Raw genomic sequence first — 24,320 nt, 5'->3', positions numbered from 1 at the left:
TGTCGGCAGGGGGCGCGGAGCCGGGTGGCGCGACGACCGGGGCCGTGTCGGGATCGTCGGCGTGCTCGTGGTTGAGCAACTCCACGGCGTGGCGGGCCAGTTCAGCGGTCAGCGCGCCAGGCAGCCAGGCGTCGGCGACCCGTCCCGCCCGGATCGCCGCCGAGGCGTCCGTACGCTCCAGGATCGCGGCGAGGGTCGGCCGTTCCGTGGGGTCCTTGCGCAGGCAATCGGTGACCAACCCGGCCAGTGACGCGGGCAGTTCGCCGAGGTCGGGCTCCTCCTCCGCGATCCGGAACATCAATGCGTGCTGGCCGCCGGCCGGGCTGCCGAAGGGCAGCTGCCCGGTGGCGGCGAAGGCGAGCACCGATCCCAGCGAGAAGACGTCGCAGGCGGACGTCAGCCGCTCGCCGCGCACCTGCTCGGGCGACATGAATCCAGGTGAGCCGATGACCGCGCCGGTCGAGGTCAGCCCGCCGTCGGTGACGTTCTCCAGCGCGCGGGCGATGCCGAAGTCGATGACCCGTGGTCCGTCGACGGTGAGCAGCACGTTGGAGGGCTTCAGATCGCGGTGGATGAGCCCGGCGGCGTGGATGTCCCGCAGCGCGTGTGCCAGACCGGCGGCCAGCACCCGTACCGAGTGCTCCGGCAGCGGTCCGTGGCCACGGGTGACGACCCGGTGCAGCGAGGGGCCGGCGACGTACCCGGTGGCGAGCCAGGGGACGGCCGCCTCGGTGTCCGCGTCGAGGACCGGAGCCGTCCAGCCGCCGCCCACCTGCTGCGCGGCCCGTACCTCCTGGCGGAAGCGGCGGCGGAACTCGTCCAGCTCGGCCAGCTCGGGACGCACCAGCTTCACGGCGACGGTGCGCCCGCGCGCGGAACGCGCCAGATAGACCTCGCCCATGCCGCCGGCCCCGAGTCGGCCCAACAGGTGGTATCCGCCGATGCGTTGAGGATCGCCCGGTCCCAGCTTCTCCATTGTTCGCCCCCGCCCCCGTAACGGCCGCGTCCCGCAGCCGTGTTCCGAGAATAGTCCCGGCGGGCGCACCGGCGCGCCGCTGTGCCGGGAAGGTGCGCGCGATCCCGCCGCGGGCCTCAACCCGCCGCATGCCGAAGGGCGTTCGACCCGCGCAGGGTCAGGAGCCGGAGCCGTCCTCCCGCTGTACCCGGTTGAACTCCTCGACGTTGCGCTCGTGTTCGGCGTGGTCGGAGGTGAAGCGCGTGTCGCCGGGACGGACGGTGACGAAGTACAGCCAGTCGCCCTCGGGCGGCCTCGCGACCGCCCGCAGCGCGTCGGGGCCGGGGTTGCCGATGGGCGTCGGAGGCAGCCCGCGCCGCTGGTAGGTGTTGTACGGGCTGTCGATACGGGTGTCGCCGTGGCTCGTGTCCAGACTGCTGCGTTTGAGCGCGTAGTTGAGGGTGGAGTCCATCTGGAGCGCCATGTCCTGTTCGAGCCTGTTGTGCACGACCCTGGCGACCCTGCCCATGTCCTCGGGGGTGTCCGCCTCGGCCTGGACGATGCTGGCGAGCGCGACCGTCTCGTAGACGCTCAGCCCCGAGCGCTCGGCCGCCTCGCTCAGTCCCGTCTCCGCGAAGGTGCTGTTCGCGGTGTTGACCATGAAGGACAGCAGCGAGCGGACGCCGCTGTCCTCGGTGACGGGATAGGTGGCCGGGAAGAGGTACCCCTCCGGATTGCCGTCCGCCTCGGCGGGCAGCTTCAGCTTCGACTTCCGGGCGGCCCGCTCGGTGCTGCCCCGGTCCAGGCCGAGCGCCTTGTCGCCGGCCGCGTAGACCTGGCTCGCGCGCCAGCCCTCGGGAACGGTCAGACGCTCCTCGCGCGGAGCCGGATCGCGGTCCCGGGTGACCAGCTGCGTCACGATCAGTACGGCGAGCAGGATCAGCACACACAGCAGCGCCGCCCGGATCAGCCCTCTCTTGCCCATGCCGAGCACGCTAGGCCCGCGGCGCGGCGGGCGCCCCCGCGCGGACCCTGACGGGTGGAGCCGGGCGACGGCCGGCAGCCGGGACTCAGCGGGTCGCCAGCACCACCTTGCCCAGGGTGCCGCGGGACTGGAGCGCCCGATGGGCCCGGGCCGCCCCGGCGAGGGGGAAGTGATGGATCAGCGGGGTGAACGTGCCCTCCTCCAGCAGCCGCATCGCCCGGTCCTCCAGCACCCGCAGGTTCTCGATGCCCCCGATCCGCGCGAACATCGGCTCCCCGAGCACGGACTGCGAGGTGATCCCTCGGCCCGCCACCTCTGCTTCGGAGAGGCTGACCCGGCCGATCGGGTCGAATCCGGTCGAGGCGTAGCCGTAGCCGAGGTGGCTGCCGCCGACGTCCAGCAGATCGACGGCCGTGCGCGCGAGGGCGCCTCCCACCCCTTCCAGCAGATGGGTGGCCGGCCGGCTGCCCAGCTCCCCGGTGACCTGCGCCTCCCAGCGCGGCGCGGTGTAGTCCACGGCGAGGTCCGCACCCAGACCGCGTACGGCCTCGACCTTCGCCGGGCCGCCCGCGACCCCGACGACGTACGCGCCCCGGCGCTTCGCGTACTGCACCAGCAGCGAGCCGATTCCGCCTGCTGCGGCCAGCACGATCACGGTGTCGGCGGAGCCGAGCTCCGTGAACTGGGCGATGCCCATCGCCGTACGCCCGGTGCCGACCATTGCCAGGGCGTGCTCCTCCGGGACGCGGTCGGGGAGCGCGTGCAGCCGCTCCGCGCCGGTGACCGCGAGCTCGGCGTAACCGCCCCCTGGCACCATGCCCAGATGGGCGGCGACGCGGCGGCCCAGCCAGGAGGGGTCGACCCCGTCGCCGACCGACTCCACTGTGCCGGCCACCTCCCGTCCCGGGATCGCGGGGAGCGCCGCGGGCCTGGGAGCGGGGCCGAGGCGCAGCCCCTCGCGCAGGGCGGTGTCGACGAGGTGCACACCGGCGACGGTGACCGCGATCCGTACCTGTCCCGCGGACGGCACCGGGGCGGGCAGCCGCTCGACGCGCAGGTTCTCCGGAGGGCCGAACTCGTGCAGCCGTACGGCCCGCATCGTCGCCGGGGAGGGGGTCGTACCGCTGGTGCGGGGGCCGTCGGCTGGATCGCCGCGGTGAGTGTGGCGGGCGGTGTCGCCGGCCGGGCTGTCGTGGCTCATCTCGGGCTCCTTGTCGCGCGGTTCGGCGGATCGTGCGGTCGTGGCGTGGGGTGCGGCCGGTGGCTCCGCCCGAGATCCCAGCCTGCAAGTTGAAGTGAAGTTCAAGTCAAGGTGCGGGTGCGGGTGTCCACCGCTTGATCGCGCAGCCGCCGACCCGGAGTTCGGCCCGGGACCGGTTGTCAGTGGCGGGGTGCACCATGTCGGGATGACCGCGACGATCTGCAAGCCGCCGCTCTCGCCCGACGCCGTGCTGCCCGCGTTGGAGGAGTTCTCCGGAGGCGGCCTGGAGCCGGAGGGCGACTACGACACCCTGGAGTTCGCCGGTGTCGATCTCGCCGGGGAGGACGGGCGAGGCGCCCGGTTCCTGGAGTGCGCTCTGCGCGAAGTGGGCCTGGACGAGGCCGTGTTGAAGAACGCCCGGTTCCTCTCCTGCGCACTGGAGAGAGTGCGCGGGGTGGGTGTTCAGCTCGCGGGGGCGCATTTGCGGGACGTGGAGCTCGCCGAGGCGCGGTTCGGCGGCGTCCAGCTGCACGGGGCGGTGCTGGAGCGGGTGCGCTTCGTGGGTGGCAAGTTCGACTACCTCAACCTGCGCCGGGCCAGGCTGCGGGACGTCTCCTTCGAGGGGTGCGTGCTCGTCGAGCCCGACCTCGCGGGCGCGGAGCTCCGGCGGGTCAGCTTCCACGACTGCGACCTGCGGCAGGCCAACCTCGCGCAGGCGACGCTGCGGGACGTCGACTTCCGGGGAGCGGCCCGGCTGGACATCTCCGACGGCTTCGACCGCCTCGCGGGCGCCGTCGTCACCCCCGGCCAACTGCTGGACCTGGCGCCGGCGTTGGCCGCCCGGCTCGGGCTGGTCGTCGCGCCCCGGTAGCCCGACGTGCAGTGAGCCGTCCGCCGCGGCAGCCCGATCGGCCCGGCACCGATGCGCCCGGCCACGGATCCGTTCGGCCACCGGTCCGCCCGGCCGCCACTGGCCCGCGCAGGCGATGCGCCCGGCCGCCGCCCCGCCCCGGCACGCGGCGCCGCCGAGGAAGGGGCCTAGACCCTCGGGAAGCGTCCGAGCAGGTCCCAGATCGCGGGGTTGTCGCCCAGGCCTTCGTGCAGATCGGTGAGATCGGCGACCAGATCGTGCAGAAAGTCCCTGGCCTCGCGCCGCAGAGCGGTGTGGTTCAGGTTCAGCGGTGGTTCCTCGCGCGGCTGCCAGTCCGCGCCGACCTCCACCCAGCCGAAGCGCCGCCGGAAGTGGACGCGTTCGGCGGACTCGGTGAGATCCAGCTCCGCGGTCTGCGTGGTGGCGGCTCTGCTGCCGAGCGGGTCGCGGTCCAGCTGCTCGACGACGTCGCACAGCGCCCAGGCGAAGTCCAGCACGGGCACCCAGCCCCAGGAGGTGGACAGTTCGCGGTCGGTGGACACGTCGGCCAGATAGACGTCGCCGCAGAAGAGGTCGTACCGCAGCGTCCGTACGTCCGCCTGCCGGTAGTCGGTCTGTGGCGGGTCCGGGTAGCGGCGGGAGAGGGAGTAGCCGAGGTCGATCACCGGCCCGATCGTACGCACCCGGTGACGGCGCCCCGGCTCCGCCCGGCGTGCCCGGTCCGCGCACCCGACTCCGCTCGCCGCGACCGGTCCGCGCAAGCGGACTGTTCCGTGCCGCTGCCGGAACGGCAGAGGGGGCCCCGGCAGCAGCCGGAACCCCCTCTCAGCGCCGTACGCCGGCGCGAGGCGTGACTCAGACGTTGACGCCGAAGTCCTGGGCGATGCCCACGAGGCCGGAGGCGTAGCCCTGGCCGATGGCGCGGAACTTCCACTCGGCGCCGTTGCGGTACATCTCGCCGAAGACCATGGCGGTCTCGGTGGCGGCGTCCTCGCTCAGGTCGTAACGGGCGATCTCCGCCTCGCCGGCCTGGTTGAGCACGCGGATGTAGGCGTTGCGCACCTGGCCGAAGTTCTGGCTGCGGGACTCGGCCTCGTAGATGGAGACCGGGAAGACGATCTTGTCGACCTCGGCCGGCAGCAGCGCGAGGTCAATCTTGATCTGCTCGTCGTCGCCGTCGCCCTCGCCCGTGACGTTGTCACCGGTGTGGGTGATCGCCTGCTCCGGCGAGACCTTGTTGTTGAAGAAGATGAAGTGCTGGTCGGAGAAGACCTTGCCGGCCGCGTTGACAGCGATGGCGCTGGCGTCGAGGTCGAAGTCAGTGCCGGTCGTCGTCCGGACGTCCCAGCCCAGGCCGACGGTGACCGCGGTGAGGCCGGGGGCCTCCTTGGTGAGCGATACGTTGCCGCCCTTGGACAGGCTCACAGCCATGGGAAAAGTCCCTCTCTTGTCGATCCGTGCATCGGCGTCCGTGCTGCCGACGACGGTACATTCACTGTGCCCAACGCCTGTGCCGTATGCGCTGGTTCCTGTCTTTGCCCAAGAAGTCGGCGAAAAACCCGGAGACTTGGCCGGAGTCCGCTCTCGGTTAAGGGGATGCGCGGTCGCGTTGCGGGCGCAATCATGGACACATGTCCGGTCCCTACTTCATCCGTGGCTCCGTCGCGCTTCCCGAGTCCGAGCTCTCCTGGCGTTTCAGCAGATCCTCCGGGCCGGGCGGCCAGCACGTCAACACCTCCGACAGCCGCGCCGAGGTGCTCTTCGACCTCGCGAGCACCGAGGCACTGCCGCAGGTGTGGAAGGAGCGCGCGCTGGAGCGGCTGTCCGGCCGGCTGACCGGCGGTGTGCTGTCGGTGCGGTCCGGGGAGCACCGTTCGCAGTGGCGCAACCGGGAGGCGGCGTGCGTACGGATGGCCGCGCTGCTCGCGGAGGCCACGGCGCCTCCGCCGCCGCAGCGCAGAGCGCGGAAGACCCCGCGCGGGCTCGTGGAGCGCCGCCTGCGGAACAAGAAGCGCCGGGCCGACATCAAGCGCGGCCGGTCCGGTCGCGACTGGGGGTAGTCCGGTTCTGGGGCGGGTGGGCGCCGCTTTCGCCGGGAATCGCATAGTGGACTAGACCTGTGGGTCTGGGTGAGACTACCCCGGTGAGATACGTCATCGCCCTGGACGTGGGCGGCACCGGGATGAAGGCCGCGCTGATGCGCGCCGACGGTGACCTGCTGTTCCAGGACCGCCGTCCGACCCCGCGCGAGCAGGGACCCGAGGCGATCGCCTCGGCCGTCGTCGACTTCGCGGACGCGCTCCGCCGCACCGGCGTCGAGCGGTACGGCGAGAGCCCGGCCGCAGCCGGCGTCGCCGTACCGGGCATCCTCGACGAGGCCGCGGGCGTCGTGCGCTACGCCGCCAACCTGGGCTGGCGCGATCTGCCGATCCGTGCGCTGCTCGGCGAGCGGCTGGGCGTACCCGTCGCGCTGGGACACGACGTGCGCACCGGCGGGCTCGCCGAGGGGCGGCTCGGTGCGGGCGAGGGCGTGGACCGCTTCCTCTTCGTCCCCCTGGGCACCGGCATCGCGGGCGCCATCGGCCTCGACGGCCGGATCGAGCCGGGTGCGCACGGCGGCGCCGGCGAGATCGGGCATGTGGTCGTGCGTCCCGGCGGGCCGCGCTGCGGCTGCGGCCAGTACGGCTGTCTGGAGGCGATCGCCTCCGCAGCCGCGGTCGGCCGCGCCTGGGCAGCGGCGAGCGGCGAGCCGGACGCCACCGCCGAGCACGCCGCGCTGGCGGTGGCCGCCGGCGACCCCCGCGCCGAGAAGGTGTGGGCGGAGGCGGTGGACGCGCTGGCCACCGGCCTGGTGACCGCGCTGACGCTGCTCGACCCGCGCACCATCGTCGTGGGCGGCGGGCTGGCGGAGGCGGGCGAGACGCTGTTCGCCCCGCTGCGCGAGGCCGTCGAGTCGCGGGTGACCTTCCAGCAGCTTCCCTCGATCGTGCCGGCCGCACTGGGCGACGCCGCCGGCTGCCTGGGCGCGGGACTCCTCGCCTGGGACCTACTCTCCGTGGAGGTGGCGAGCCGATGACCGAGTCGGGCCGCACTTTGTTGACCGGCGCTCGTGTCGTCACCCCCGAAGGGGTGCTGGAGGACGGCGAGTTGGCGTTCGCGGGCGGACGCATCGCCTATGTCGGCTCCGGCTCGGGAGCGCCCGCGTCCGGCGCGGTCGACCTGACCGGCCACTGGGTCGTACCGGGCTTCGTCGATCTGCACAACCACGGCGGTGGCGGCGGCTCGTTCACCTCCGGCGACGCCGAGAGCGTGCTGACCGGCGTACGCACCCACCGGCTGCACGGGACGACGACGACGGTCGCCTCGACCGTCACCGGCGATCTGGACGTCCTGGCCCGTCAGGCGGCGCTGCTCTCCGAGCTGGTCGAGCAGGGCGACCTGGCGGGTGTCCACTTCGAGGGGCCGTTCATCTCGCCGTGTCGCAAGGGCGCCCACGCCGAGGAGCTGCTGCGCCACCCCGACCCGGCCGAGGTGCGCAAGCTGCTGGAAGCGGCACGCGGCACGGCGCGGATGATGACGCTCGCCGCCGAACTCCCGGGCGGACTCGACTCCGTACGGCTGCTGGCCGAGCACGGCGTGATCGCCGCGGTCGGCCACACCGACGCGACCTACGAGCAGACCCGCGAGGCGATCGAGGCCGGCGCCACGGTCGCCACCCACCTCTTCAACGCGATGCCGCCGCTGCACCACCGCGAGCCCGGCCCCATCGCGGCGCTGCTGGAGGACGAGCGCGTCACCGTCGAGCTGATCAACGACGGCGTGCATCTCCACCCGTCCGTCACCGAGTTGGCGTTCCGCTCGGCCGGCGCGGATCGGGTCGCCTTCGTCACCGACGCGATGGACGCGGCCGGTTTCGGCGACGGCACCTACCGGCTCGGGGCCATGGACGTCACCGTCGTGGACGGAGTCGCCCGGGTGCCCAGCGGCTCCATCGCGGGCTCCACACTGACCCTCGATGCCGCGCTGCGGCGCGCGGTGACGCTCGACGCACTGCCGATCGAGGACGCCGTGCGCGCGCTGTCGGCCAACCCCGCCAGGCTGCTCGGCCTGGACGACCGGGTCGGCTCGCTCGCCGCGGGGAAGGACGCCGATCTCGTGGTGCTGGACGCGGAGTTCACCCTGCGCGGAGTGCTGCGCAAGGGCGAGTGGGTGGTCGACCCGACCGGCTGAGCCCGTCGGCCGGCCGACGGGCTCAGCCGGTCGGGAGTGCCGAACGGCCCGGCGCAGCCGCCGTACAACGCGTACGAGCCGCGCGCCCTTCGGGGCGCGCGGCTCGGCTCGCAGCTGTCCGGCGGGGGCCGTCCCGCCCGTACCGCCCGCAGCCCGGGCGCGGTGCGTACGGGCTGCGGGGACGGGTTACTTCTTCACGTGGCCCTTCTCCAGCCAGATGCGGTCCATCGCGACGCTGCACTGCTCTGCCTTGTCGCCGCAGGCGATCCGGATGTCGTTGGTGCCCTTCTTGAGCTCCACCCAGGCGAACGTCTGGGTCCAGCCCTTGGCCCAGTCGCCCTCTTCGGCGCCGGCGTAGTTGCTGAAGCGTGCCGAGTAGGGGGAGGCGTCGTTGGCCGAGACCTGGAGGCTCATGTCCTTGCCCGGCACGGTGTAGCCGACGAAGACGGTGTACTCCCCGTCCTCCTCGATCTCCGGCTGCCACAGGGCGGCCGAGCCCTCCTTGAAGCCGTGGATGTACGAGCCGTCCTTGGCGCGCGAACCCTCCACGTCGCCGGCGACCACGGGGCCGTTCTCCAGCCGGAGGCTGGAGCCGTTCTCCTGGGGGAGCGGACGCTCCTCGTCCTCCTCCGGCGGGCCGTCGTCCGGGTCGGGTGCGTCGTCCTGGCCCGCGTCGGCGGACTCCGACGCCCCCGGGTCGGCCCCGGCCTTGTCGTCGTCGCTGTCGCTGAAGGCGAAGGCGGCACCGACGCCGAGGATCACGGCGCCGACGACCGCGAGGGCGCCGATCAGCAGGCCGTTGCGGCGGGCCGGCTCCTGGTTCGCGCGACCGGCCGCGCGGCGACCGGGGCCGCCGGAACCGCCCTGGCCGCCACCGGGCTGCGTCTCGGGGGCCGCGTAGTACGGGCTCGGCGACTGGTCGGGCTGCGGGCGCTGCTGCTGCCCGTAGCGGCGGTCACCGACTGCTCTGACCTCGTTGTACGACCTGCGCGGGCTGTTCGCCTGCTGTCCCTGGGCGGAGGGCGCACCGTTCTCGGACCGGTACAGATAGCCGAACGGGTCGTCGCCCTCCGGCGGGTTCGTACCGTTGTTTCCGGCGGTCATCGCCTGCTCTCCTCATACGGCATCCGGCATTCGGCTGACGCGCCGCAGCCTACCGCTTTCGGACGAACGCTCGATGCCGGTGACCGCTCGGCGGGACTCAGCCGGCACGCCGATGGGCCTTGGAACGTGACCGCTTTTCGACGTACATGCGCTGGTCAGCGGATTGCAGTACATCCTCGGCCGACATGCCGCAGGCCGCCCATCCGATCCCGAAACTTGCCCCTACGCGCACCGAGCGCCCTTCGACCCGTATCGGCGGAATGATCGCGTTGCGCAACCGCAGCGCGAGGTCGGCCGCGTCCGGGGCGCCGAGCCCGTCGGCGAGGACGACGAACTCGTCACCGCCGAGCCGGGCGACGGTGTCGTTGTCCCGCACCTGGCCCGCCAGCCGCCGCGCCACCTCGATCAGTACGGCGTCGCCGCAGTGGTGGCCGAAGCGGTCGTTGATCGACTTGAAGCCGTCCAGATCGCAGAAGAGCACCGCGAGCCCCTTCTCGGACGGGTCGTCGCTCTCCGGGGCGGTCAGGTGCTCGTGGTGGTTGTCGAAGGCGCCCAGCGCGGCCTGCGGCTGGTCGAACGCCTCGGCGGCGAAGGCGTACGTCTCGGCCTGGGCGTCGAAGAAGTCCTGTACGGAGGTGCCGGCCGGCAGCGGGCGTTCGCAGAGCCGGGCGGAGAGCCGGGCGCGCAGCTCGGCGCTGTTCGGGAGCCCGGTGAGCGAGTCGTGGCTGGCGCGGTGGGCGAGCTGGAGCTCGTGGCGCTTGCGCTCCTCGATGTCCTCGACGTGGGTGAGGAGGAAGCGGGGGCCGTCGGCGGTGTCGGCGACCACGGAGTTGCGCAGCGAGACCCAGAGGTAGGAGCCGTCCCGCCGGTTGAGCCGCAGCTCGGCGCGACCGCCCTCGGCCGAGGTGCGCAGCAGGGTGCCGACGTCCTCGGGGTGCACGAGGTCGGAGAAGCTGTAGCGCCGCATCATCGAGGCGGGCCGGCCGAGCAGCCGGCAGAGCGCGTCGTTCGTCTTGATCAGCCGGCCCCGCTCGTCGCCGCCCATCTCGGCTATCGCCATGCCGCTCGGCGCGTACTCGAAGGCCTGGCGGAAGCTCTCCTCGCTGGCGCGCAGCGCCTGCTGCTCCCGCTCCAGCCGGACCAGGGCGCGCTGCATGTTGGAGCGCAGCCGCGAGTTGTTGATCGCCACGGCGGACTGGAAGGCGTACATCTGCAGGGCGTCGCAGCCCCAGGGGCCCGGGCGGCGCCCGTCGACCGGCTTGTCGACGGATATGACCCCGATCAGCTCGCCGTCGGGGGAGAACATCGGGGCGAAGAGCCGGTCCATCGGATGCCACTCGCCGGCGAACTGCGGTGCCGGTGCGGTGTGGTGCCACTGCGGCACGTCGTCCTCGTCGAGCACCCAGCCGTCCGTGTACGGGATGAAGCGCAGCTCGCCCCACACCTCGCCCATGCTCAGCCGGCGCTCCCAGGAGGCGCGGGAGCCGACGCGGCCGGCCATCATCGCCTCGGCCGCCTGGCTGCCGCTGATGGCGGCGACCACCAGATCGCCGTCCTGGCGCACCAGGTTGACGGCGGCGAGCTCGAATCCGAGGCCGGAGACGACACCGTCCGCGACGGCCTGGAGAGTGTCGGCGAGGCTGCGCGCGCTGTTGAGCTGCGCAACCGACTGGTGCAGCTGGCGCAGTGTCGCGAGGTGAACGTAGGGCTCCGAGTCGGTGTCCATCGCCTCCCCTGTTTACCGTTCAACCGCCAGAAGTCACTCTTCCGGGTGTCTCCGCCACTGAATCACAGCGAGCTGTTCACTCGGTACACAGGGTCAACAATTAATGCGTTCTGTGACTCAAGTCACGAAACCGGTACGGGTGTTGACCATCCACCGCTCCCTTGCGGCCTGGTCGTGCGGTCCTAGGACCCGCTTCCGCCGGAGGACCGATGCGCCCGGTCGTGGCGGGGATCTACGGTGCTGGGGTGTATCCGACGACCGAGCAGCCGGCCCACCACCCCTCCGAGGCGGACACCCCCCATCCTGAGGGGGTGAGCACAGAACACTTCCGTGCCGCGATGGCGCGGCTCGCGTCCGGGGTGGTGCTGGTCACCGGCCACGACGAGGAGGACGGTCCGCGCGGTTCCGACGTCGGGATGACCGCGACCGCCTTCGTCTCGGTGTCGCTGGAGCCTCCTCTGGTGCTGCTCAGTGTGCGCACCGAGTCCCGTATGGACGAGCTGCTGGAGCGCCAACCGCTCTGGGCCGCCTCGCTGTTGACGGAGGAGCAGCGGCAGACCGCCGGCCGCTTCGCGATGAAGGGCCGGCTCAGCGACCGACTGATGTTCCAGGAAACCCCGCACGTGCGCGGCGAGTTCTCCGGCGCGCCGCTGCTCGACGGCGCGCTCGCGCAGTTGGAGTGCCGCACCGAGCAGCGGGTCGCGGCCGGCGACCACACGCTGCTCGTCGCCCGGGTGCTGAACACGGTTCTGCCCGGCGGTCAGGGCGGCCCGCTGACGTACTTCCAGGGGCGGTACCGCGGCCTCGCCTAGCTCGCGCACGGACCGCCCGCAGCGCGGACGCGGGTGACCGGCTGTCGGCTGACGGGCTCTCGGGTGCCCCGGTGACCCGTTCTCCGGTGACGGCCGATGGCCGGTTGTGCGAACCGATGCGGAAGCGCGTCAACCCGCCGCTGAGCAGGCCGGATCCGGCCCGTCCGGAACTGATCGCGGTTGTGGTCTGGACCTGAGGCGGAGCGGGCGGGAGACTCGTGCACCGCACGGGTATGTGAAGAACAGGTGTGCGCGCCGGCTCTCACGCCCGTACCAGGAGTGGCCGGTCGACCCGTTCGGCGCCGAACCGGCCTCGGTCGGAAGTCGGTGCGGCGGCGAGCCCCGGGCACGTTGCGCACGCACGGTAGTGCGAAGGAGCGATTCGCGGTGCAGCGTCGTCGGTTCACTGGTTGGGCGGCCTTCGGCCTGGTGGGCGTCATGGGTCTGGGAGCCTCGGGCTGCGGCGCCGGCCCAGGGGGCGGTGACGTCACCCTCAAGGTGGTCGCGGCCGACTACGGCGACCCCGGAAAGCCGAGCAGCTCCCAGCACTACTGGGACGAGGCCGTGGAGCGCTTCGAGAAGGAGAACGACGGGATCCGCGTCGATGTCACCGTGCTGAGCTGGAACGACGTCGAGGGCGAGGTCGCCGACATGGTCAAGGCGGGCGAGGCCCCGGACATCGCCCAGGTGGGCGGATACGCGGACTACGCCGCCGAGGGGCGCCTCTACAGCGTGTCCGAGCTGCTCTCCATACCCACCCACGCCAACCTCGTGCCCGCGCTGGCCCGGGCCGGAGAGGTCGGCCGCACCCAGTACGGGCTGCCGTTCGCCTCCAGCACCCGGGTGCTCTTCTACAACAAGAAGCTCTTCGCCGACGCCGGGCTCGACCCCGAGAAGCCCCCGCAGACCTGGAAGCAGCTCCAGAAGGCCGCGCAGGCACTCGACGCCGCAGGGGTCAAGCACCCGTACGGACTGCCGCTCGGCCGGGAGGAGGCGCAGGGCGAGTCGATGATGTGGATGCTCGGCGGGGGCGCCGGCATCACCGACCAGGTCGGCACGTACACACTGGACGCCCCGGAGAACGTCGCCACCTTCACCTGGCTCCGCGACGAACTCGTCGGCAAGGGCCTCACCGGCCCGGGCGCCCCCGCCGACCTCGACCGCAAGGACGTCTTCGAGGCGTTCGGCAGGGGCGAGGTGGGAATGCTCAACGGCCACCCCACGCTCGTCGAACCCGCGCAGAAGGCGAAGATCGACTACGGCACCGCGCCGCTGCCCGGCAGATCGGAACCGGCCGGGTCCACCATGGGCGTCGCCGACTGGATCATGGGGTTCAAGGAGAACGGCCACCGCAAGGAGATCGGCGCTTTCCTCGACTTCCTCTTCCAGGACGAACAGCACTACGAGTTCATGGACCGCTACGGGCTGATCCCGGTCACCATGAGCGCCTCCGACAAGATGCTGGCCGACAGCAGGAACAAGGAACTGCGGCCGTTCCTGCGGGCGTTGGGCGAGGCGGAGTTCTACCCGCTGAACAAGGTGTCCTGGCCCGACGTGAGCCAGGAGATCCGCAAGCGCGTGGGCGGAGCGGTCGCCGAGGGCGGCGATCCGGCCGCGGTGCTCGACGGCCTCCAACGCGGGGCCGAGGAGCGCGAGGCCGCCGCCCGCGAGGCGAGTGAGTAGCCTGGGCCCGTGACCCAGCCAGCCGACCCCGCGGACCCGTCCGCCGCGACCCGCGCGCCGTCCCGACCGGCCTCCCCCGTACCCGAGGGCGGCGACGAAAGCGCCGGGGTCGGCACCGAAGACGTCGCGGATCGTACGGGTCGGGTGGCGGATGCGCAGGCGCCGACGGACCGGACGCAGTCGCAGGCGGACCGGACGCAGGAAGACCGAGTGCACCCGGTACGTGAGCAGACGCAGGCGGCCGGCGACGAAGTTCCGGACGGGAGCGGGCCGCCGCCCGAGGGCCGCACAAGCGACGGGAGCGACGCGGGCGGCGCAGCGCTCGACGCCCGCGACCGCGCCGTTCTCGCGCTGGAACGCAGGGGCTGGCCCGGCCCGGGCGCCAAGGAACGAGCCGTCCGTGAGCAGCTCGGCCTCTCGCCGACCCGCTACTACCAGCTGCTGAACGCGCTGCTCGACGATCCCGCCGCCGCCCGCCACGATCCCGTCACCGTCAACCGGCTGCGCCGCGTACGGGACGCCCACCGCGCGCGTCGCTGACCCGCCCGCCACCGCCGTACGACGCGCCCGCCCGCGGTGGATCGAGGCGGTTGCGCCGGCGCGGCGCCGACATCGGCCCCTGTTCCTCGGACGGCTGTTCCCCGGGCCCCTGTTCCTCGGGCGACGGAGGACTTTCGAGAGGACGGGCTTCCGGAGCACTCCTGCGCGGAGCGGGGAGACGGACGTATCGTGCTTCCATGGGCCCTCTTCCGATCCCCGTGACCGCTGCCGGCCGCACCGCGCTGGACGCACTGCTGGCCCATCCCGCGGACTCCGTCCTGGCGTTCGACTTCGACGGCACGCTCTCGCCGATCGTCCCCGACCCCGCAGACGCCCGCGTCCATCCCGGGGTGCTCGACGCGCTCGCGCGGCTCGCCCCCCGGATGCGTGCCGTCGCCGTCATCACCGGACGGCCGGCCCGCACGGCGGTGGAGTACGGCAGCTTCGCGAAGACCGCGGGCCTGGAGCGGTTGACCGTCCTTGGTGCGTACGGGGCGGAGCGCTGGGACGCGGCCACCGGCGAGCTGCGCCTCCCGCCGCCCCACCCCGGCATCGACGCTGTGCGTGCCGAACTCCCGGATCTGCTCCGGCGGTTGGCGGCCCCCGACGGCACCGCGACCGAGGACAAGGGGTACGCGGTTGCCGTCCACACCCGTCGCACGCAGGACCCCGCCGGCACCTTCGACCGGCTGCGCGAACCGGTGGCCGACCTCGCCGCACGCCACGAACTCCACCTGGAACCCGGCCGGTTCGTCCTGGAAGTGCGTCCGGCCGGGATGGACAAGGGCGCTGCCCTGCGCGGATTCCTCGCCGAAGCGGGCCCGCCGCCCGACACCGGGGCGGTCCTCTACGGCGGCGACGACCTCGGCGATCTCCCCGCCTACGAGGCGGTGTTGAGCCTGCGGTCCGGAGGGCTGCCGGGACTGCTGGTGTGCAGCGGCGACCCCCACGAGATCGTCGCCCCGCTGATCGAGTGCGCCGACCTCACCCTCGACGGACCGCAGGGCGTCGCGGCCTTCCTGGCCGCTGTCGCCGACCACCTGGCCGCGCACGACTGACCCCACCGCGGTCGGGGCCACCGCGGATGCGGCCACCACGGGCCACCGCGCCGTACGGCGCCGAACCGGCGGGCTCCCGGCCGGAGTTCGCCAACCCCCGCACGCCGTGCGGTACTTGGCGAACTCCCTGCGGACGCGCGGTGCTCGGCGAACTCGCTTGCGGCGCACCGTACTTCGAACGACCGCTGTACCGGCCGCGCGCTCGGCCGGCGGCCGGAAGCGGCGTGCACTCGGCCAGTGGCCCTGACCGGCCGGGGACTTCGTCAAGTGACCCGCCACCGAGCGCCAGGCCCGCCCGGGGCTCGGCCGCAGCCCGGCGCCCGCACGGGTCGCGCACCCAGCCGATCGGCCCGCCGCGCAAGCAGCCGGCCCGGTCAGCGGGGCGTCACCGGTCGCCCGGTCGCCCGCTCCGGTCAGTCGGCGGGGCGGCCTTCGAGCGCCTCCAACTGGTCGAGGAACCACCGCTGCGGCGGCAGCGCGGTCGCCGCGGCTGCCAACCGGGCGGTGCGCGCGGCCCGTTCGTCGTCCGGCATGCGCAGGGCCGCGTCCAGCGCGCGGGCGGTGCCGCCGATGTCGTACGGGTTGACCACCAGGGCGTCCGCGCCCAGCTCCGCGCAGGCGCCCGCCTCCCGGGAGAGCACCAGCGCGACGCCTTCGTCGGAGACCACCGGGACCTCCTTGGCGACCAGGTTCATCCCGTCCCTGATGGGATTCACCAGCGCCACGTCGGCCAGTCGGTAGGCGGCCAGCGACCGTGCGAAGTCGTCCTGCACATGGAGCACCACCGGCGTCCAACTCGCGGTGCCGTACCGGTCGTTGACCTCCTGCGCGACCGCGGACACCTCGTCGGTGTAGGCCCGGTAGACCTCCAGGTCCTGGCGCGAGGGGTAGGCGAAGGCGAGATGGACCACGCGTTCGCGCCACTGCGGGCAGTCGTCGAGGAGCCGCCGGAACGCGTGCAGTCCGCGCACGATGTTCTTGGACAGCTCGGTGCGGTCCACCCGCACGATCGTCCGCCGGCCCTCGCCGCCGATCTGCTCGCGCAGTGCCGCGGTCCGCTCGTCCACGTCCGGACGCCGCGAGCGTTCCCGCAGGAAGTCGGCGTCCGCGCCGAGGCCGTGCACACCGATGCGGGTGCTGCGCCCGGCGTGCTCGATCAGCAGCTCGCCCTTCGCGCCCGTACGGACCTCCGCGCCCAGCACCTCGGCGCAGCAGTCGGCGAACGTCCGTGCCCAGCGCCGTGTGAGGAACGCCGCGCGGTCCGCGCCGAGCACCCCCTCCAGCACCGCCGCGGCCGTACTGTCCGGCAGCAGCCGGTAGTAGTCCGGCGGTGCCCAGGGGGTGTGCGAGAAGTGGCCGATCCGCAGGTCGGGACGGCGCTCGCGGAGCAGACCGGGCACCAGCGTCAGGTGGTAGTCCTGCACGAGTACGGTCGCGCCCTCGGCGGCCTCCTCGGCGAGCGCGTCCGCGAAGGCTGCGTTGTACCGCTCGTAGTGCCGCCAGCGGCTCTCGAACCCGGCGTCGAAGACCGGCTCGAAGGGCGTCTGGTAGAGCATGTGGTGGACGAACCACAGCACCGAGTTGGCGATGCCGTTGTACGCGTCGGAGAAGACCTCCAGCGGAATGTCCAGCATCCGCACCGGCTGGCCGCCGGTGTCCTCGGCCGCCAGCCGCGAGGGCTCGCGGCGCACCGCCTCCCGGTCGCCCTCACCGAGCGCGGCGCACACCCACAGCGCCCGTCCGCCGATCGAGGAGAGGCCGGAGACGAGACCGCCGCCGCCGCGTTTCGCGGTCAGGGCGCCGTCCCGGTCGAGGGCGTACGAGACCGGGCCGCGGTTGGAGGCGACGAGTACCTGCGACATGCGGCTAGGCGTATCCGCCCCGCCGCCCGCTCAAACGCCGCCGCGCCGCAGAGGCTCGTACCCGGCACCCCTGCGGCCGGTACCCGGCGGCCCCCGCCCGTCCGTTCGCTCCTGCCCGTCCCGTCCCGCGGGGCCTGCCCGCCCGTCCCGTCGCGCGGGGCTCCCGCCCGGCGACCGGTCGCGGCTCAGGCTGCCGGGCGTCGCGCGCGGTGGGCCGGGTATTCCGGCAGCTCCCGGACCGGCGGTCGTTCCAGCACGTCCACCTCATGGGTGCGCGGGGCGAACTCGCCGTCCACCCGCTCGTACTGCGTCAGCGAGGCGGCGGCGAAACGTCCCTCCGCGGCGCCCGGGCCCGCCGCCAGCCGGGTGTGGGCGGTGCGGTAGATCGCCGCCGCCATCCGGCCGAGCGCCTGGCCGTCCTGGTGCCGGTGGTGCCGTACCCCGACGTCCACCTGCGCGAGCGCATCCAGACCTGCGGTCTCCAACGCGTCGATCAGCAGGCCGAGTTCGACGCCGTAGCCGACCGGGAAGGGGAGTTGTTCCAGCAGCGAGCGGCGGGCCGCGTACTCACCGCCGAGCGGCTGGACGAAGCCGGCCAGTCTCGGCCAGTGCAGGTTGAGCAGCGGTCGGGCGACCAGTTCGGTGACCCGCCCGCCGCCGGCCGGCTGCTCGCCCAGCGGCCGGTCGTACATCGCCTTGACCAGCTGCACCGAGGGCTCGGTCAGCAGCGGGCCGAGTATGCCCGTCACGAAGCGGGTGTCGAACTCCCGCAGATCCGCGTCCACGAAGCAGACCAGCTCGCCCCCGGTCGCCAGGAGGGAGCGCCACAGCACCTCGCCCTTGCCCGACACGACCGGGAGCCGGGGCAGGATCTCGTCGCGGTGCGTCACCTTCGCACCCGCCTCGCGGGCCACCTCCGAGGTGCGGTCGGTGGACCCCGAGTCGATGACGACCAGCTCGTCCACCAGCGGCAGCGCCTCCGTCATCAGCTCGCGCCGGATCGCCTCGACGATCCGGCCGACGGTGGCCTCCTCGTTCAGCGCGGGCAGGACGACACTGACGCTGCCCGCCGCGCCGGCCGCCCGCTTGGCGGCCAGCAGCCGGGCCGGCGGCCACCGGTCCGCGTGCCACGAGCGCCGCCGAAGCCAGGTCTCGACCTCTTCCAGCACCTGCAAGCCCCTTGTCTCCGTTGTCTCCGTCTCGGGTCGCGGACGGGTGTCTTCACGCTGATGCCTGTCGGATACAGTCTTGAACAGCGCTCGTGATCACGGCATCCCGGGGTCCGGCGCCGACAAACGCGTCCGGTGGACGCCATAGCGCTCATCCAGAGGGGCAGAGGGACACGGCCCGTTGAAGCCCCGGCAACCCTCCCGCGCTACCAGTTGACTGCGACGTTCTCCTCCACGTTTTCCGTGGAGCGGAAAGCGAAGCCGGCGCGGGGCAGGTGCCAATTCCGTCCCGGGCGAAATACGTGACCGGGGAAGATGAGGAGAAAGGGCCTCGCCTCCATGGCTGTGCACACTGCGAGCACTTCCGCAGATCCCTCCGGCACCACCGATTCCCGGGTCGACCTGGGCCCGGCCGCAGCGCTCTCCTGTCGTGAGTGCGGCGAACGCATCCCGCTCGGCCCGCACTTCGCTTGTACGGCCTGTTTCGGCCCGCTGGAGATCGCCTACGAACTGCCCGACGGCGACCCCGAGGGTCTGCGCAAGCGTATCGAGGCCGGTCCGAACAACATCTGGCGGTACGCGGAGCTGCTGCCGGTGCCTGCCGGGGTCGCCGACACCCCGAATCTGAACCCCGGGTTCACCAAGCTGGTCAGGGCCGAGAACCTCGCCCGTGAGCTGGGCGTCACCGGTGAGCTGCACATCAAGGACGACTCGGGGAACCCGACGCACTCCTTCAAGGACCGTGTGGTCGCCATCGCCGTCCAGGCCGCCCGCGCCTTCGGCTTCACCACGCTCTCCTGCTCCTCCACCGGCAACCTCGCAGGGGCCGTCGGCGCCGCCGCGGCCCGTGCGGGGCTGCGCTCCTGCGTCTTCATCCCGCACGACCTGGAGCAGGGCAAGGTCGTCATGGCCGCGGTCTACGGCGGCGAGCTGGTCGGCATCGAGGGCAACTACGACGACGTCAACCGCTTCTGCAGCGAGCTGATCGGCGACCCGATCGGTGAGAACTGGGGCTTCGTCAACGTCAACCTGCGGCCCTACTACGCCGAGGGCTCCAAGACGCTGGCGTACGAGATCTGCGAGCAGCTCGGCTGGCGGCTGCCGGACCAGCTGGTCGTACCGATCGCCTCCGGCTCCCAGCTGACGAAGATCGACAAGGGGCTGCGCGAGCTGATCGCGCTGGGGCTGGTCGAGGACCGGCCGTACAAGATCTTCGGCGCTCAGGCCGAGGGCTGCTCGCCGGTGTCGCAGGCGTACAAGAACGGCCACGACGTGGTGCGTCCGGTGCGGCCCTCGACCATCGCCAAATCGCTGGCGATCGGCAACCCCGCCGACGGCCCGTACGTCCTGGACATCGCCCGTCGCACCGGCGGCGCGGTCGAGGACGTGAACGACGAGCAGGTCGTCGACGCGATCAAGCTGCTCGCCCGTACCGAGGGGATCTTCGCCGAGACCGCGGGTGGCGTGACCGTCGGGGTGACCCGCAAGCTGATCGAGTCCGGTGCGCTGGACCCGACTCTGACCACCGTCGTCCTCAACACCGGTGACGGCCTGAAGACCCTTGACGCGGTGGCGCCCACCTCGCAGGCGACCGCGATCATCCGCCCGAATCTGGACTCCTTCCGAGAGGCTGGCCTGGCATGAGTGTCAACGTCCGTATCCCGACCATCCTTCGCACCTACACCGACGGGAAGTCCGAGGTGAGCGCCGAGGGCGCGAACCTGGGCGAGGTGCTGGCCGACCTGGAGCGGAACCACCAGGGCATCGGTGCGCGCGTGCTGGACGACACCGGCAAGCTGCGCCGCTTCGTCAACGTGTACGTCAACGACGACGACGTCCGGTTCGCCGAGGGTCTGGCGACGCAGACCCCGGACGGCGCCGGCGTCTCGATCATCCCGGCGGTCGCGGGCGGCTGAACCCTCGACGCCGGACCTCTCGGCCCCGCACCGGCCAGCGCCGGTGCGGGGCCCTTCTGTTGCGGTACGGAGTCGTCGCGGTGGGCGTGGTCCGTCGCGGTCGACGTTGCGCGCCTCCGGTCGGGCCGGGCGCGGTCGGGCGGGGCCGCGGCCGGGCGCGGTCCGTGCGTCTCCCGCGGACGGGCCCGTGCACGGATCGCCCGCCCGGTTGCCGTGCGGTGCTGTCGTCCGGTGCCGTCATCCGTCGTGCGACGCCCCCGGCGCACAGTTCTGCCGTGGATCGCCGAAGTGATCTGTAAACCGTCCGGATCCGGTCATTACGGTCCCAGGTCGGCCGGGAAGTCAGTTGCACTCCTGTGGTGCGAGCCCGTGGAAGCGGTCATTCCGGCTGCCCGCTTACCGGTAAAGTGGCTTCCGCCCCGCTCGGTCGGGGCGGGATCGAATCTTCTCCCGCGCGCCAATTCCTTCGCTGCATCGCTTCCCGGAACCCCCGACGGGCCCGACAGGCCCGTGGTCGAGCCCTGACTGTGCTCGGAGAAAGTTCCGGAGAATGTCCAGAGGAAAAGCAAAGTGAAATGTCGTGCTCATCCGGTATGCCCGGCCTGAGTTGCCCTGGGTTATTCGTGAATGTGGTTAAAGTTCCGATTGGTCTAGTCCAAGATTTCTCTTCTCGGCGGCCTGTTGCAGAGGGCGTCCGTACGGATACATTCAGCGGCGGTCGACGCGTTCCGGCGCAGCCTCCGGGTCATCGCCCGGTGGTGAGGTCTGACCCGGGTCCGCGGAGCGCGGTCTCGTGTAAGGGCCAGTAATAGGGGAGTTAGGGATGGCTCAGGGCACCGTCAAATGGTTCAACGCGGAGAAGGGATACGGCTTCATCGCGGTCGACGGTGGTGCGGACGTCTTCGTCCACTACAGCGCGATCCAGATGGACGGCTACCGCACCCTGGAAGAAGGACAGCGAGTCGAGTTCGAGATCTCGCAGGGTCAGAAGGGACCGCAGGCGGACATGGTCCGCGTGGCGGTCTGAGCGGCGACCAAGAAGCGCCAACGACTGAGGATCGCGAGGCGGTCCGCGAAGGCCCGTGCCGAACCCGGCACGGGCCTTCGGTTGTGGCCTCCGGGCCTGCCTGGGCGGGCTTCGCGGGGGCGCTGCGCGCTCCGGGGGCCGGTGCGGAATGACGCCGGCGGCTTGCACTCGCAGGGGGCGAGTGCTAATGATTGCGTTAGCACTCTGAAGGTGAGAGTGACAGATAAGGACCGGTTCGGCGAGGTCCGCAGGCCCGGCGGGAAGGAACCGCCAGGCTCGCAGACCGTCCGTCGCGGGCGTCGGCGCGGTCCGGAGAAATCCACCCCAGTCTGGGAGGACCACTTCACATGGCCAAGATCATCGCGTTCGACGAGGAGGCACGGCGCGGCCTCGAGCGCGGGATGAACCAGCTCGCCGACGCCGTCAAGGTCACTCTCGGCCCCAAGGGCCGGAACGTCGTCCTCGAGAAGAAGTGGGGCGCCCCCACGATCACCAACGATGGTGTTTCCATCGCCAAGGAGATCGAGCTCGAGGACCCGTACGAGAAGATCGGCGCCGAGCTGGTCAAGGAGGTCGCGAAGAAGACGGACGACGTCGCCGGTGACGGCACGACGACCGCGACCGTTCTCGCCCAGGCCCTCGTCAAGGAAGGCCTGCGCAACGTAGCTGCCGGCGCCAACCCGATGGCCCTCAAGCGCGGTATCGAGAAGGCCACCGAGGCCGTCTCCGCCGCTCTGCTCGAGCAGGCCAAGGACGTGGAGACCAAGGAGCAGATCGCCTCCACCGCCTCCATCTCCGCTGCCGATTCGCAGATCGGCGAGCTCATCGCCGAGGCGATGGACAAGGTCGGCAAGGAAGGCGTCATCACCGTCGAGGAGTCCCAGACCTTCGGTCTGGAGCTGGAGCTCACCGAGGGCATGCGCTTCGACAAGGGCTATGTCTCGGCGTACTTCGCCACCGACATGGAGCGTATGGAGGCCGTCTTCGACGACCCGTACATCCTGATCGCCAACCAGAAGATCGGCAACGTCAAGGACCTGCTGCCGCTTCTGGAGAAGGTCATGCAGTCCGGCAAGCCGCTGCTGATCATCGCCGAGGACCTCGAGGGCGAGGCCCTGTCGACCCTGATCGTCAACAAGATCCGGGGCACCTTCAAGTCCGTCGCCGTCAAGGCTCCGGGCTTCGGCGACCGTCGCAAGGCCATGCTCGGCGACATCGCGATCCTCACCGGCGGCCAGGTCATCTCCGAGGAGATCGGCCTCAAGCTGGAGAACGCCGGCATCGAGCTGCTCGGCCGTGCCCGCAAGGTCGTCATCACCAAGGACGAGACCACCATCGTCGACGGTGCCGGTGACAGCGACCAGGTCCAGGGTCGCGTCAACCAGATCCGTACCGAGATCGAGAACAGCGACTCGGACTACGACCGCGAGAAGCTCCAGGAGCGTCTGGCGAAGCTGGCCGGCGGCGTGGCCGTCATCAAGGCCGGTGCCGCCACCGAGGTCGAGCTCAAGGAGCGCAAGCACCGCATCGAGGACGCGGTGCGCAACGCCAAGGCCGCCGTCGAGGAGGGCATCGTCGCCGGTGGTGGCGTGGCTCTGCTCCAGGCGTCCAGCGTCTTCGAGAAGCTGGAGCTGGAGGGCGACGAGGCCACCGGTGCCCAGGCCGTCAAGCTCGCGCTGGAGGCTCCGCTCAAGCAGATCGCGGTCAACGCCGGTCTCGAGGGCGGTGTCGTGGTGGAGAAGGTGCGCAACCTGACCCCGGGCCACGGCCTGAACGCCGCCAGCGGCGAGTACGTCGACCTGGTCGGCGAGGGCATCATCGACCCGGCCAAGGTGACGCGCTCCGCGCTGCAGAACGCCGCGTCGATCGCCGCGCTGTTCCTCACCACCGAGGCCGTCATCGCCGACAAGCCGGAGAAGGCCGGGGCCGGCGCCCCGGACCCGACCGGTGGCATGGGCGGTGGCATGGACTTCTGATCCTTCCAGGGATCGAGGTTCACGCCGCACAGGTGCGAACCCGAGGGCGGCACTCCGAAGCAGGAGTGCCGCCCTCGGGCATGTGCGGGCGCCCTCGCGCGGCGTCCGGGCATCCGCGCGAGCCGGTCGGCGACAGCGCGGCGGCATGTGACATTCCGCACCGCCGGGTCGGCTGTTCATCAGTGGAAACGCGCTCTCCCGCATGGAAACGCCCGACTCCCTCGTCGTCGATATCGACGACGCTTTCTGGGCCTGTCTGCTGATCCCGCTCGTCGCGATCGCCGGACTGTGGTTCACCTTCCGATCCAGGCATTGCGGCTGCGGCTGATCCCGGAGGTGTTCCCGGGTCTTCAACCGCCCGGGCGGAGCCGGCGGGCGGGCGACGGGCGAGTGGTGCATACGGCGCCGTGCACACGGGTGGGTGCGGCGTACGGCGGTGGCGTTTGTCGCTGTGACCGCCGGGTACTTCACGAATTCGCAGGACAATGCGGTGGCGGTCCTGTTCTGCGGTGAAGCGGAGCCCGCAACCGACGGGCCGAGAAGAGGAGTTCGGGTTGAGCAGTCAGAAGGAGCGCATGCTCGCCGGCGAGTGGTACCTCGCCGACGATCCTGAGCTGACCGCCGAGGCGGAGCGGGCGGCGGTGCTGAGCGAGCGCTTCAACACCGCGGACGCGCTGGACCGCGAGGGGCGCCGCAAGATCCTGGCCGAGCTGCTCGGCGGACTCGGCGAGGACGTCGCCGTACGTGCTCCGCTCCAGGTGGACTACGGGACCCACATCACCATCGGTGCGCGGACGTTCATCAACTTCGGCGCAGTGCTGTTGGACTGCGCGCCCATCACGATCGGTGAGGACGTGCAGATCGGCCCGAACGTGCAGCTGCTGACGCCGATCCATCCGCTGGAGGCGGAGCCGCGGCGGAACAAGTGGGAGGGCGCCAAGCCGATCGCCCTGGGCGACAACGTCTGGCTGGGTGGCGGCGTGATCGTCTGCCCCGGGGTGACGATCGGCGAGAACACCGTGGTCGGCGCCGGCTCGGTGGTCGCGCGCGATCTGCCGCCGAACGTCGTCGCCGTCGGCAATCCGGCCCGGGTGGTCCGCGAACTCCCCGTCCACGAAGGGGAGTTCCCGCCGCCCTCGTGAGCGGCGGCGGGACGGGCCCGCCGGCTCGCCGAGCTGCCGTACGGGGTGCGGCGGCCCTGCCCG

Annotated in this window: 23 protein-coding genes and 1 riboswitch; of the genes, 14 read left to right on the top strand and 9 right to left on the bottom strand. The window is 71.8% G+C overall.

Features of this window, described 5'->3' with window-relative positions; genetic code table 11:
- The 3 genes from JGS22_RS05205 to JGS22_RS05195 form a co-directional block, all read right to left on the bottom strand.
- Nucleotides 1-976, bottom strand: a 976-nt coding sequence (locus JGS22_RS05205; protein ID WP_216814841.1) for a serine/threonine-protein kinase, incomplete at its 3' end; no start/stop codon positions are given.
- Nucleotides 977-1,133: 157 nt separating this feature from the next.
- Nucleotides 1,134-1,940 (bottom strand): endolytic transglycosylase MltG, encoded by an 807-nt coding sequence (mltG, locus tag JGS22_RS05200; protein WP_211040050.1) that lies wholly within the window; start codon nt 1,938-1,940, stop codon nt 1,134-1,136.
- Nucleotides 1,941-2,025: 85 nt separating this feature from the next.
- Entirely contained in the window at nt 2,026-3,039 is a 1,014-nt protein-coding gene (locus tag JGS22_RS05195; protein WP_211040057.1) for a zinc-binding dehydrogenase, read from the bottom strand.
- Between the two features lie 307 nt (nt 3,040-3,346).
- On the opposite strand from JGS22_RS05195, the gene JGS22_RS05190 reads away from it, so the two are divergent.
- Nucleotides 3,347-4,012: a pentapeptide repeat-containing protein gene (locus JGS22_RS05190; RefSeq protein WP_211040049.1), complete on the top strand. Its 666-nt coding sequence runs from the start codon at nt 3,347-3,349 to the stop codon at nt 4,010-4,012.
- 167 nt (nt 4,013-4,179) lie between these two features.
- Here the strand turns inward: JGS22_RS05190 and JGS22_RS05185 are convergent, their stop codons facing one another.
- Both JGS22_RS05185 and JGS22_RS05180 read right to left on the bottom strand, forming a co-directional pair.
- Nucleotides 4,180-4,677 carry a hypothetical protein gene (locus JGS22_RS05185; protein ID WP_211040048.1) on the bottom strand — a complete coding sequence of 166 codons (498 nt, stop codon included), beginning with the start codon at nt 4,675-4,677 and terminating at the stop codon, nt 4,180-4,182.
- Nucleotides 4,678-4,867: 190 nt separating this feature from the next.
- Nucleotides 4,868-5,443 carry a TerD family protein gene (locus JGS22_RS05180; protein ID WP_211040047.1) on the bottom strand — a complete coding sequence of 192 codons (576 nt, stop codon included), beginning with the start codon at nt 5,441-5,443 and terminating at the stop codon, nt 4,868-4,870.
- A 200-nt stretch (nt 5,444-5,643) separates the two neighbouring features.
- Between JGS22_RS05180 and arfB the strand changes: the two genes are divergently transcribed.
- The 3 genes from arfB to nagA all read left to right on the top strand — a co-directional run bounded on the left by arfB (nt 5,644) and on the right by nagA (nt 8,242).
- A complete protein-coding gene (arfB, locus tag JGS22_RS05175) occupies nt 5,644-6,072 on the top strand; it encodes an alternative ribosome rescue aminoacyl-tRNA hydrolase ArfB (protein ID WP_211040046.1) in 429 nt (142 codons plus the stop codon).
- Between the two features lie 83 nt (nt 6,073-6,155).
- A complete protein-coding gene (locus JGS22_RS05170) occupies nt 6,156-7,088 on the top strand; it encodes an ROK family protein (RefSeq protein WP_211040045.1) in 933 nt (310 codons plus the stop codon).
- A complete protein-coding gene (gene nagA / locus JGS22_RS05165) occupies nt 7,085-8,242 on the top strand; it encodes an N-acetylglucosamine-6-phosphate deacetylase (protein WP_211040044.1) in 1,158 nt (385 codons plus the stop codon). Before JGS22_RS05170 ends, nagA begins: the two co-directional genes overlap by 4 nt.
- Nucleotides 8,243-8,428: 186 nt before the next feature.
- Here the strand turns inward: nagA and JGS22_RS05160 are convergent, their stop codons facing one another.
- Together JGS22_RS05160 and cdgB are read right to left on the bottom strand one after the other, a co-directional pair.
- On the bottom strand, nt 8,429-9,346 hold the full coding sequence (locus JGS22_RS05160; protein ID WP_211040043.1) for a hypothetical protein: 918 nt from the start codon (nt 9,344-9,346) through the stop codon (nt 8,429-8,431).
- A 97-nt stretch (nt 9,347-9,443) separates the two neighbouring features.
- The gene (cdgB, locus tag JGS22_RS05155; protein WP_211040042.1) at nt 9,444-11,072 is read right to left on the bottom strand and encodes a diguanylate cyclase CdgB; all 1,629 of its coding nucleotides are present in this window, start codon (nt 11,070-11,072) and stop codon (nt 9,444-9,446) included.
- Between the two features lie 338 nt (nt 11,073-11,410).
- Between cdgB and JGS22_RS05150 the strand changes: the two genes are divergently transcribed.
- The 4 genes from JGS22_RS05150 (at nt 11,411) to otsB (ending at nt 15,165) form a co-directional block, all read left to right on the top strand.
- Nucleotides 11,411-11,884, top strand: coding sequence for a flavin reductase family protein (locus JGS22_RS05150; RefSeq protein WP_372454298.1), 474 nt, complete (start codon nt 11,411-11,413; stop codon nt 11,882-11,884).
- Nucleotides 11,885-12,271: 387 nt separating this feature from the next.
- A complete protein-coding gene (locus tag JGS22_RS05145) occupies nt 12,272-13,567 on the top strand; it encodes an extracellular solute-binding protein (protein WP_308405519.1) in 1,296 nt (431 codons plus the stop codon).
- 210 nt (nt 13,568-13,777) lie between these two features.
- Entirely contained in the window at nt 13,778-14,107 is a 330-nt protein-coding gene (locus JGS22_RS05140; RefSeq protein ID WP_211040055.1) for a DUF3263 domain-containing protein, read from the top strand.
- A 197-nt stretch (nt 14,108-14,304) separates the two neighbouring features.
- A complete protein-coding gene (otsB, locus tag JGS22_RS05135) occupies nt 14,305-15,165 on the top strand; it encodes a trehalose-phosphatase (RefSeq protein WP_211040040.1) in 861 nt (286 codons plus the stop codon).
- A gap of 413 nt (nt 15,166-15,578) precedes the next feature.
- Here otsB and JGS22_RS05130 read toward each other — a convergent pair whose 3' ends face one another.
- Complete coding sequence (locus JGS22_RS05130) at nt 15,579-17,027, bottom strand: alpha,alpha-trehalose-phosphate synthase (UDP-forming) (RefSeq protein WP_211040039.1); 1,449 nt, start codon at nt 17,025-17,027, stop codon at nt 15,579-15,581.
- A 185-nt stretch (nt 17,028-17,212) separates the two neighbouring features.
- Entirely contained in the window at nt 17,213-18,196 is a 984-nt protein-coding gene (locus JGS22_RS05125) for a glucosyl-3-phosphoglycerate synthase (protein ID WP_211040054.1), read from the bottom strand.
- 148 nt (nt 18,197-18,344) lie between these two features.
- A riboswitch (SAM riboswitch) is annotated at nt 18,345-18,518 on the top strand.
- Here JGS22_RS05125 and thrC point away from each other — a divergent pair.
- The 6 genes from thrC (at nt 18,512) to JGS22_RS05100 (ending at nt 24,257) form a co-directional block, all read left to right on the top strand.
- On the top strand, nt 18,512-19,840 hold the full coding sequence (thrC, locus tag JGS22_RS05120; RefSeq protein WP_211040038.1) for a threonine synthase: 1,329 nt from the start codon (nt 18,512-18,514) through the stop codon (nt 19,838-19,840). (Overlaps the previous riboswitch by 7 nt.)
- Nucleotides 19,837-20,112 (top strand): MoaD/ThiS family protein, encoded by a 276-nt coding sequence (locus JGS22_RS05115; RefSeq protein ID WP_211040037.1) that lies wholly within the window; start codon nt 19,837-19,839, stop codon nt 20,110-20,112. The genes thrC and JGS22_RS05115 overlap by 4 nt, the downstream gene beginning before the upstream one ends.
- Nucleotides 20,113-20,935: 823 nt before the next feature.
- Nucleotides 20,936-21,139 carry a cold-shock protein gene (locus JGS22_RS05110; RefSeq protein ID WP_037653356.1) on the top strand — a complete coding sequence of 68 codons (204 nt, stop codon included), beginning with the start codon at nt 20,936-20,938 and terminating at the stop codon, nt 21,137-21,139.
- Nucleotides 21,140-21,486: 347 nt separating this feature from the next.
- Nucleotides 21,487-23,115 (top strand): chaperonin GroEL, encoded by a 1,629-nt coding sequence (gene groL, locus JGS22_RS05105; protein WP_211040036.1) that lies wholly within the window; start codon nt 21,487-21,489, stop codon nt 23,113-23,115.
- A gap of 202 nt (nt 23,116-23,317) precedes the next feature.
- Nucleotides 23,318-23,443, top strand: a complete 126-nt coding sequence (locus JGS22_RS26740; RefSeq protein ID WP_268980885.1) for a hypothetical protein — start codon at nt 23,318-23,320, stop codon at nt 23,441-23,443.
- A gap of 247 nt (nt 23,444-23,690) precedes the next feature.
- A complete protein-coding gene (locus tag JGS22_RS05100; protein ID WP_211040053.1) occupies nt 23,691-24,257 on the top strand; it encodes a sugar O-acetyltransferase in 567 nt (188 codons plus the stop codon).
- Nucleotides 24,258-24,320 lie beyond the last annotated feature (63 nt).

This window comes from Streptomyces tardus (genome assembly GCF_018101125.2).
Lineage (GTDB): Bacteria > Actinomycetota > Actinomycetes > Streptomycetales > Streptomycetaceae > Streptomyces > Streptomyces tardus.
This window is presented reverse-complemented; position numbering and strand designations above follow the sequence as displayed.

Bases quoted from the DNA above. Each gene is read 5' to 3' on its own strand.
- JGS22_RS05190 (WP_211040049.1), top strand. From the start codon at position 3,347: ATGACCGCGACGATCTGCAAGCCGCCGCTCTCGCCCGACGCCGTGCTG.
- thrC (WP_211040038.1), top strand. From the start codon at position 18,512: ATGAGGAGAAAGGGCCTCGCCTCCATGGCTGTGCACACTGCGAGCACT.
- JGS22_RS05195 (WP_211040057.1), bottom strand. From the start codon at position 3,039: ATGCGGGCCGTACGGCTGCACGAGTTCGGCCCTCCGGAGAACCTGCGC.
- JGS22_RS05110 (WP_037653356.1), top strand. From the start codon at position 20,936: ATGGCTCAGGGCACCGTCAAATGGTTCAACGCGGAGAAGGGATACGGC.
- JGS22_RS05160 (WP_211040043.1), bottom strand. From the start codon at position 9,346: ATGACCGCCGGAAACAACGGTACGAACCCGCCGGAGGGCGACGACCCG.
- JGS22_RS05180 (WP_211040047.1), bottom strand. From the start codon at position 5,443: ATGGCTGTGAGCCTGTCCAAGGGCGGCAACGTATCGCTCACCAAGGAG.
- groL (WP_211040036.1), top strand. From the start codon at position 21,487: ATGGCCAAGATCATCGCGTTCGACGAGGAGGCACGGCGCGGCCTCGAG.
- JGS22_RS05100 (WP_211040053.1), top strand. From the start codon at position 23,691: ATGCTCGCCGGCGAGTGGTACCTCGCCGACGATCCTGAGCTGACCGCC.
- JGS22_RS26740 (WP_268980885.1), top strand. From the start codon at position 23,318: ATGGAAACGCCCGACTCCCTCGTCGTCGATATCGACGACGCTTTCTGG.
- arfB (WP_211040046.1), top strand. From the start codon at position 5,644: ATGTCCGGTCCCTACTTCATCCGTGGCTCCGTCGCGCTTCCCGAGTCC.
- cdgB (WP_211040042.1), bottom strand. From the start codon at position 11,072: ATGGACACCGACTCGGAGCCCTACGTTCACCTCGCGACACTGCGCCAG.
- otsB (WP_211040040.1), top strand. From the start codon at position 14,305: ATGGGCCCTCTTCCGATCCCCGTGACCGCTGCCGGCCGCACCGCGCTG.
- mltG (WP_211040050.1), bottom strand. From the start codon at position 1,940: ATGGGCAAGAGAGGGCTGATCCGGGCGGCGCTGCTGTGTGTGCTGATC.
- JGS22_RS05150 (WP_372454298.1), top strand. From the start codon at position 11,411: ATGGCGCGGCTCGCGTCCGGGGTGGTGCTGGTCACCGGCCACGACGAG.
- nagA (WP_211040044.1), top strand. From the start codon at position 7,085: ATGACCGAGTCGGGCCGCACTTTGTTGACCGGCGCTCGTGTCGTCACC.
- JGS22_RS05130 (WP_211040039.1), bottom strand. From the start codon at position 17,027: ATGTCGCAGGTACTCGTCGCCTCCAACCGCGGCCCGGTCTCGTACGCC.
- JGS22_RS05115 (WP_211040037.1), top strand. From the start codon at position 19,837: ATGAGTGTCAACGTCCGTATCCCGACCATCCTTCGCACCTACACCGAC.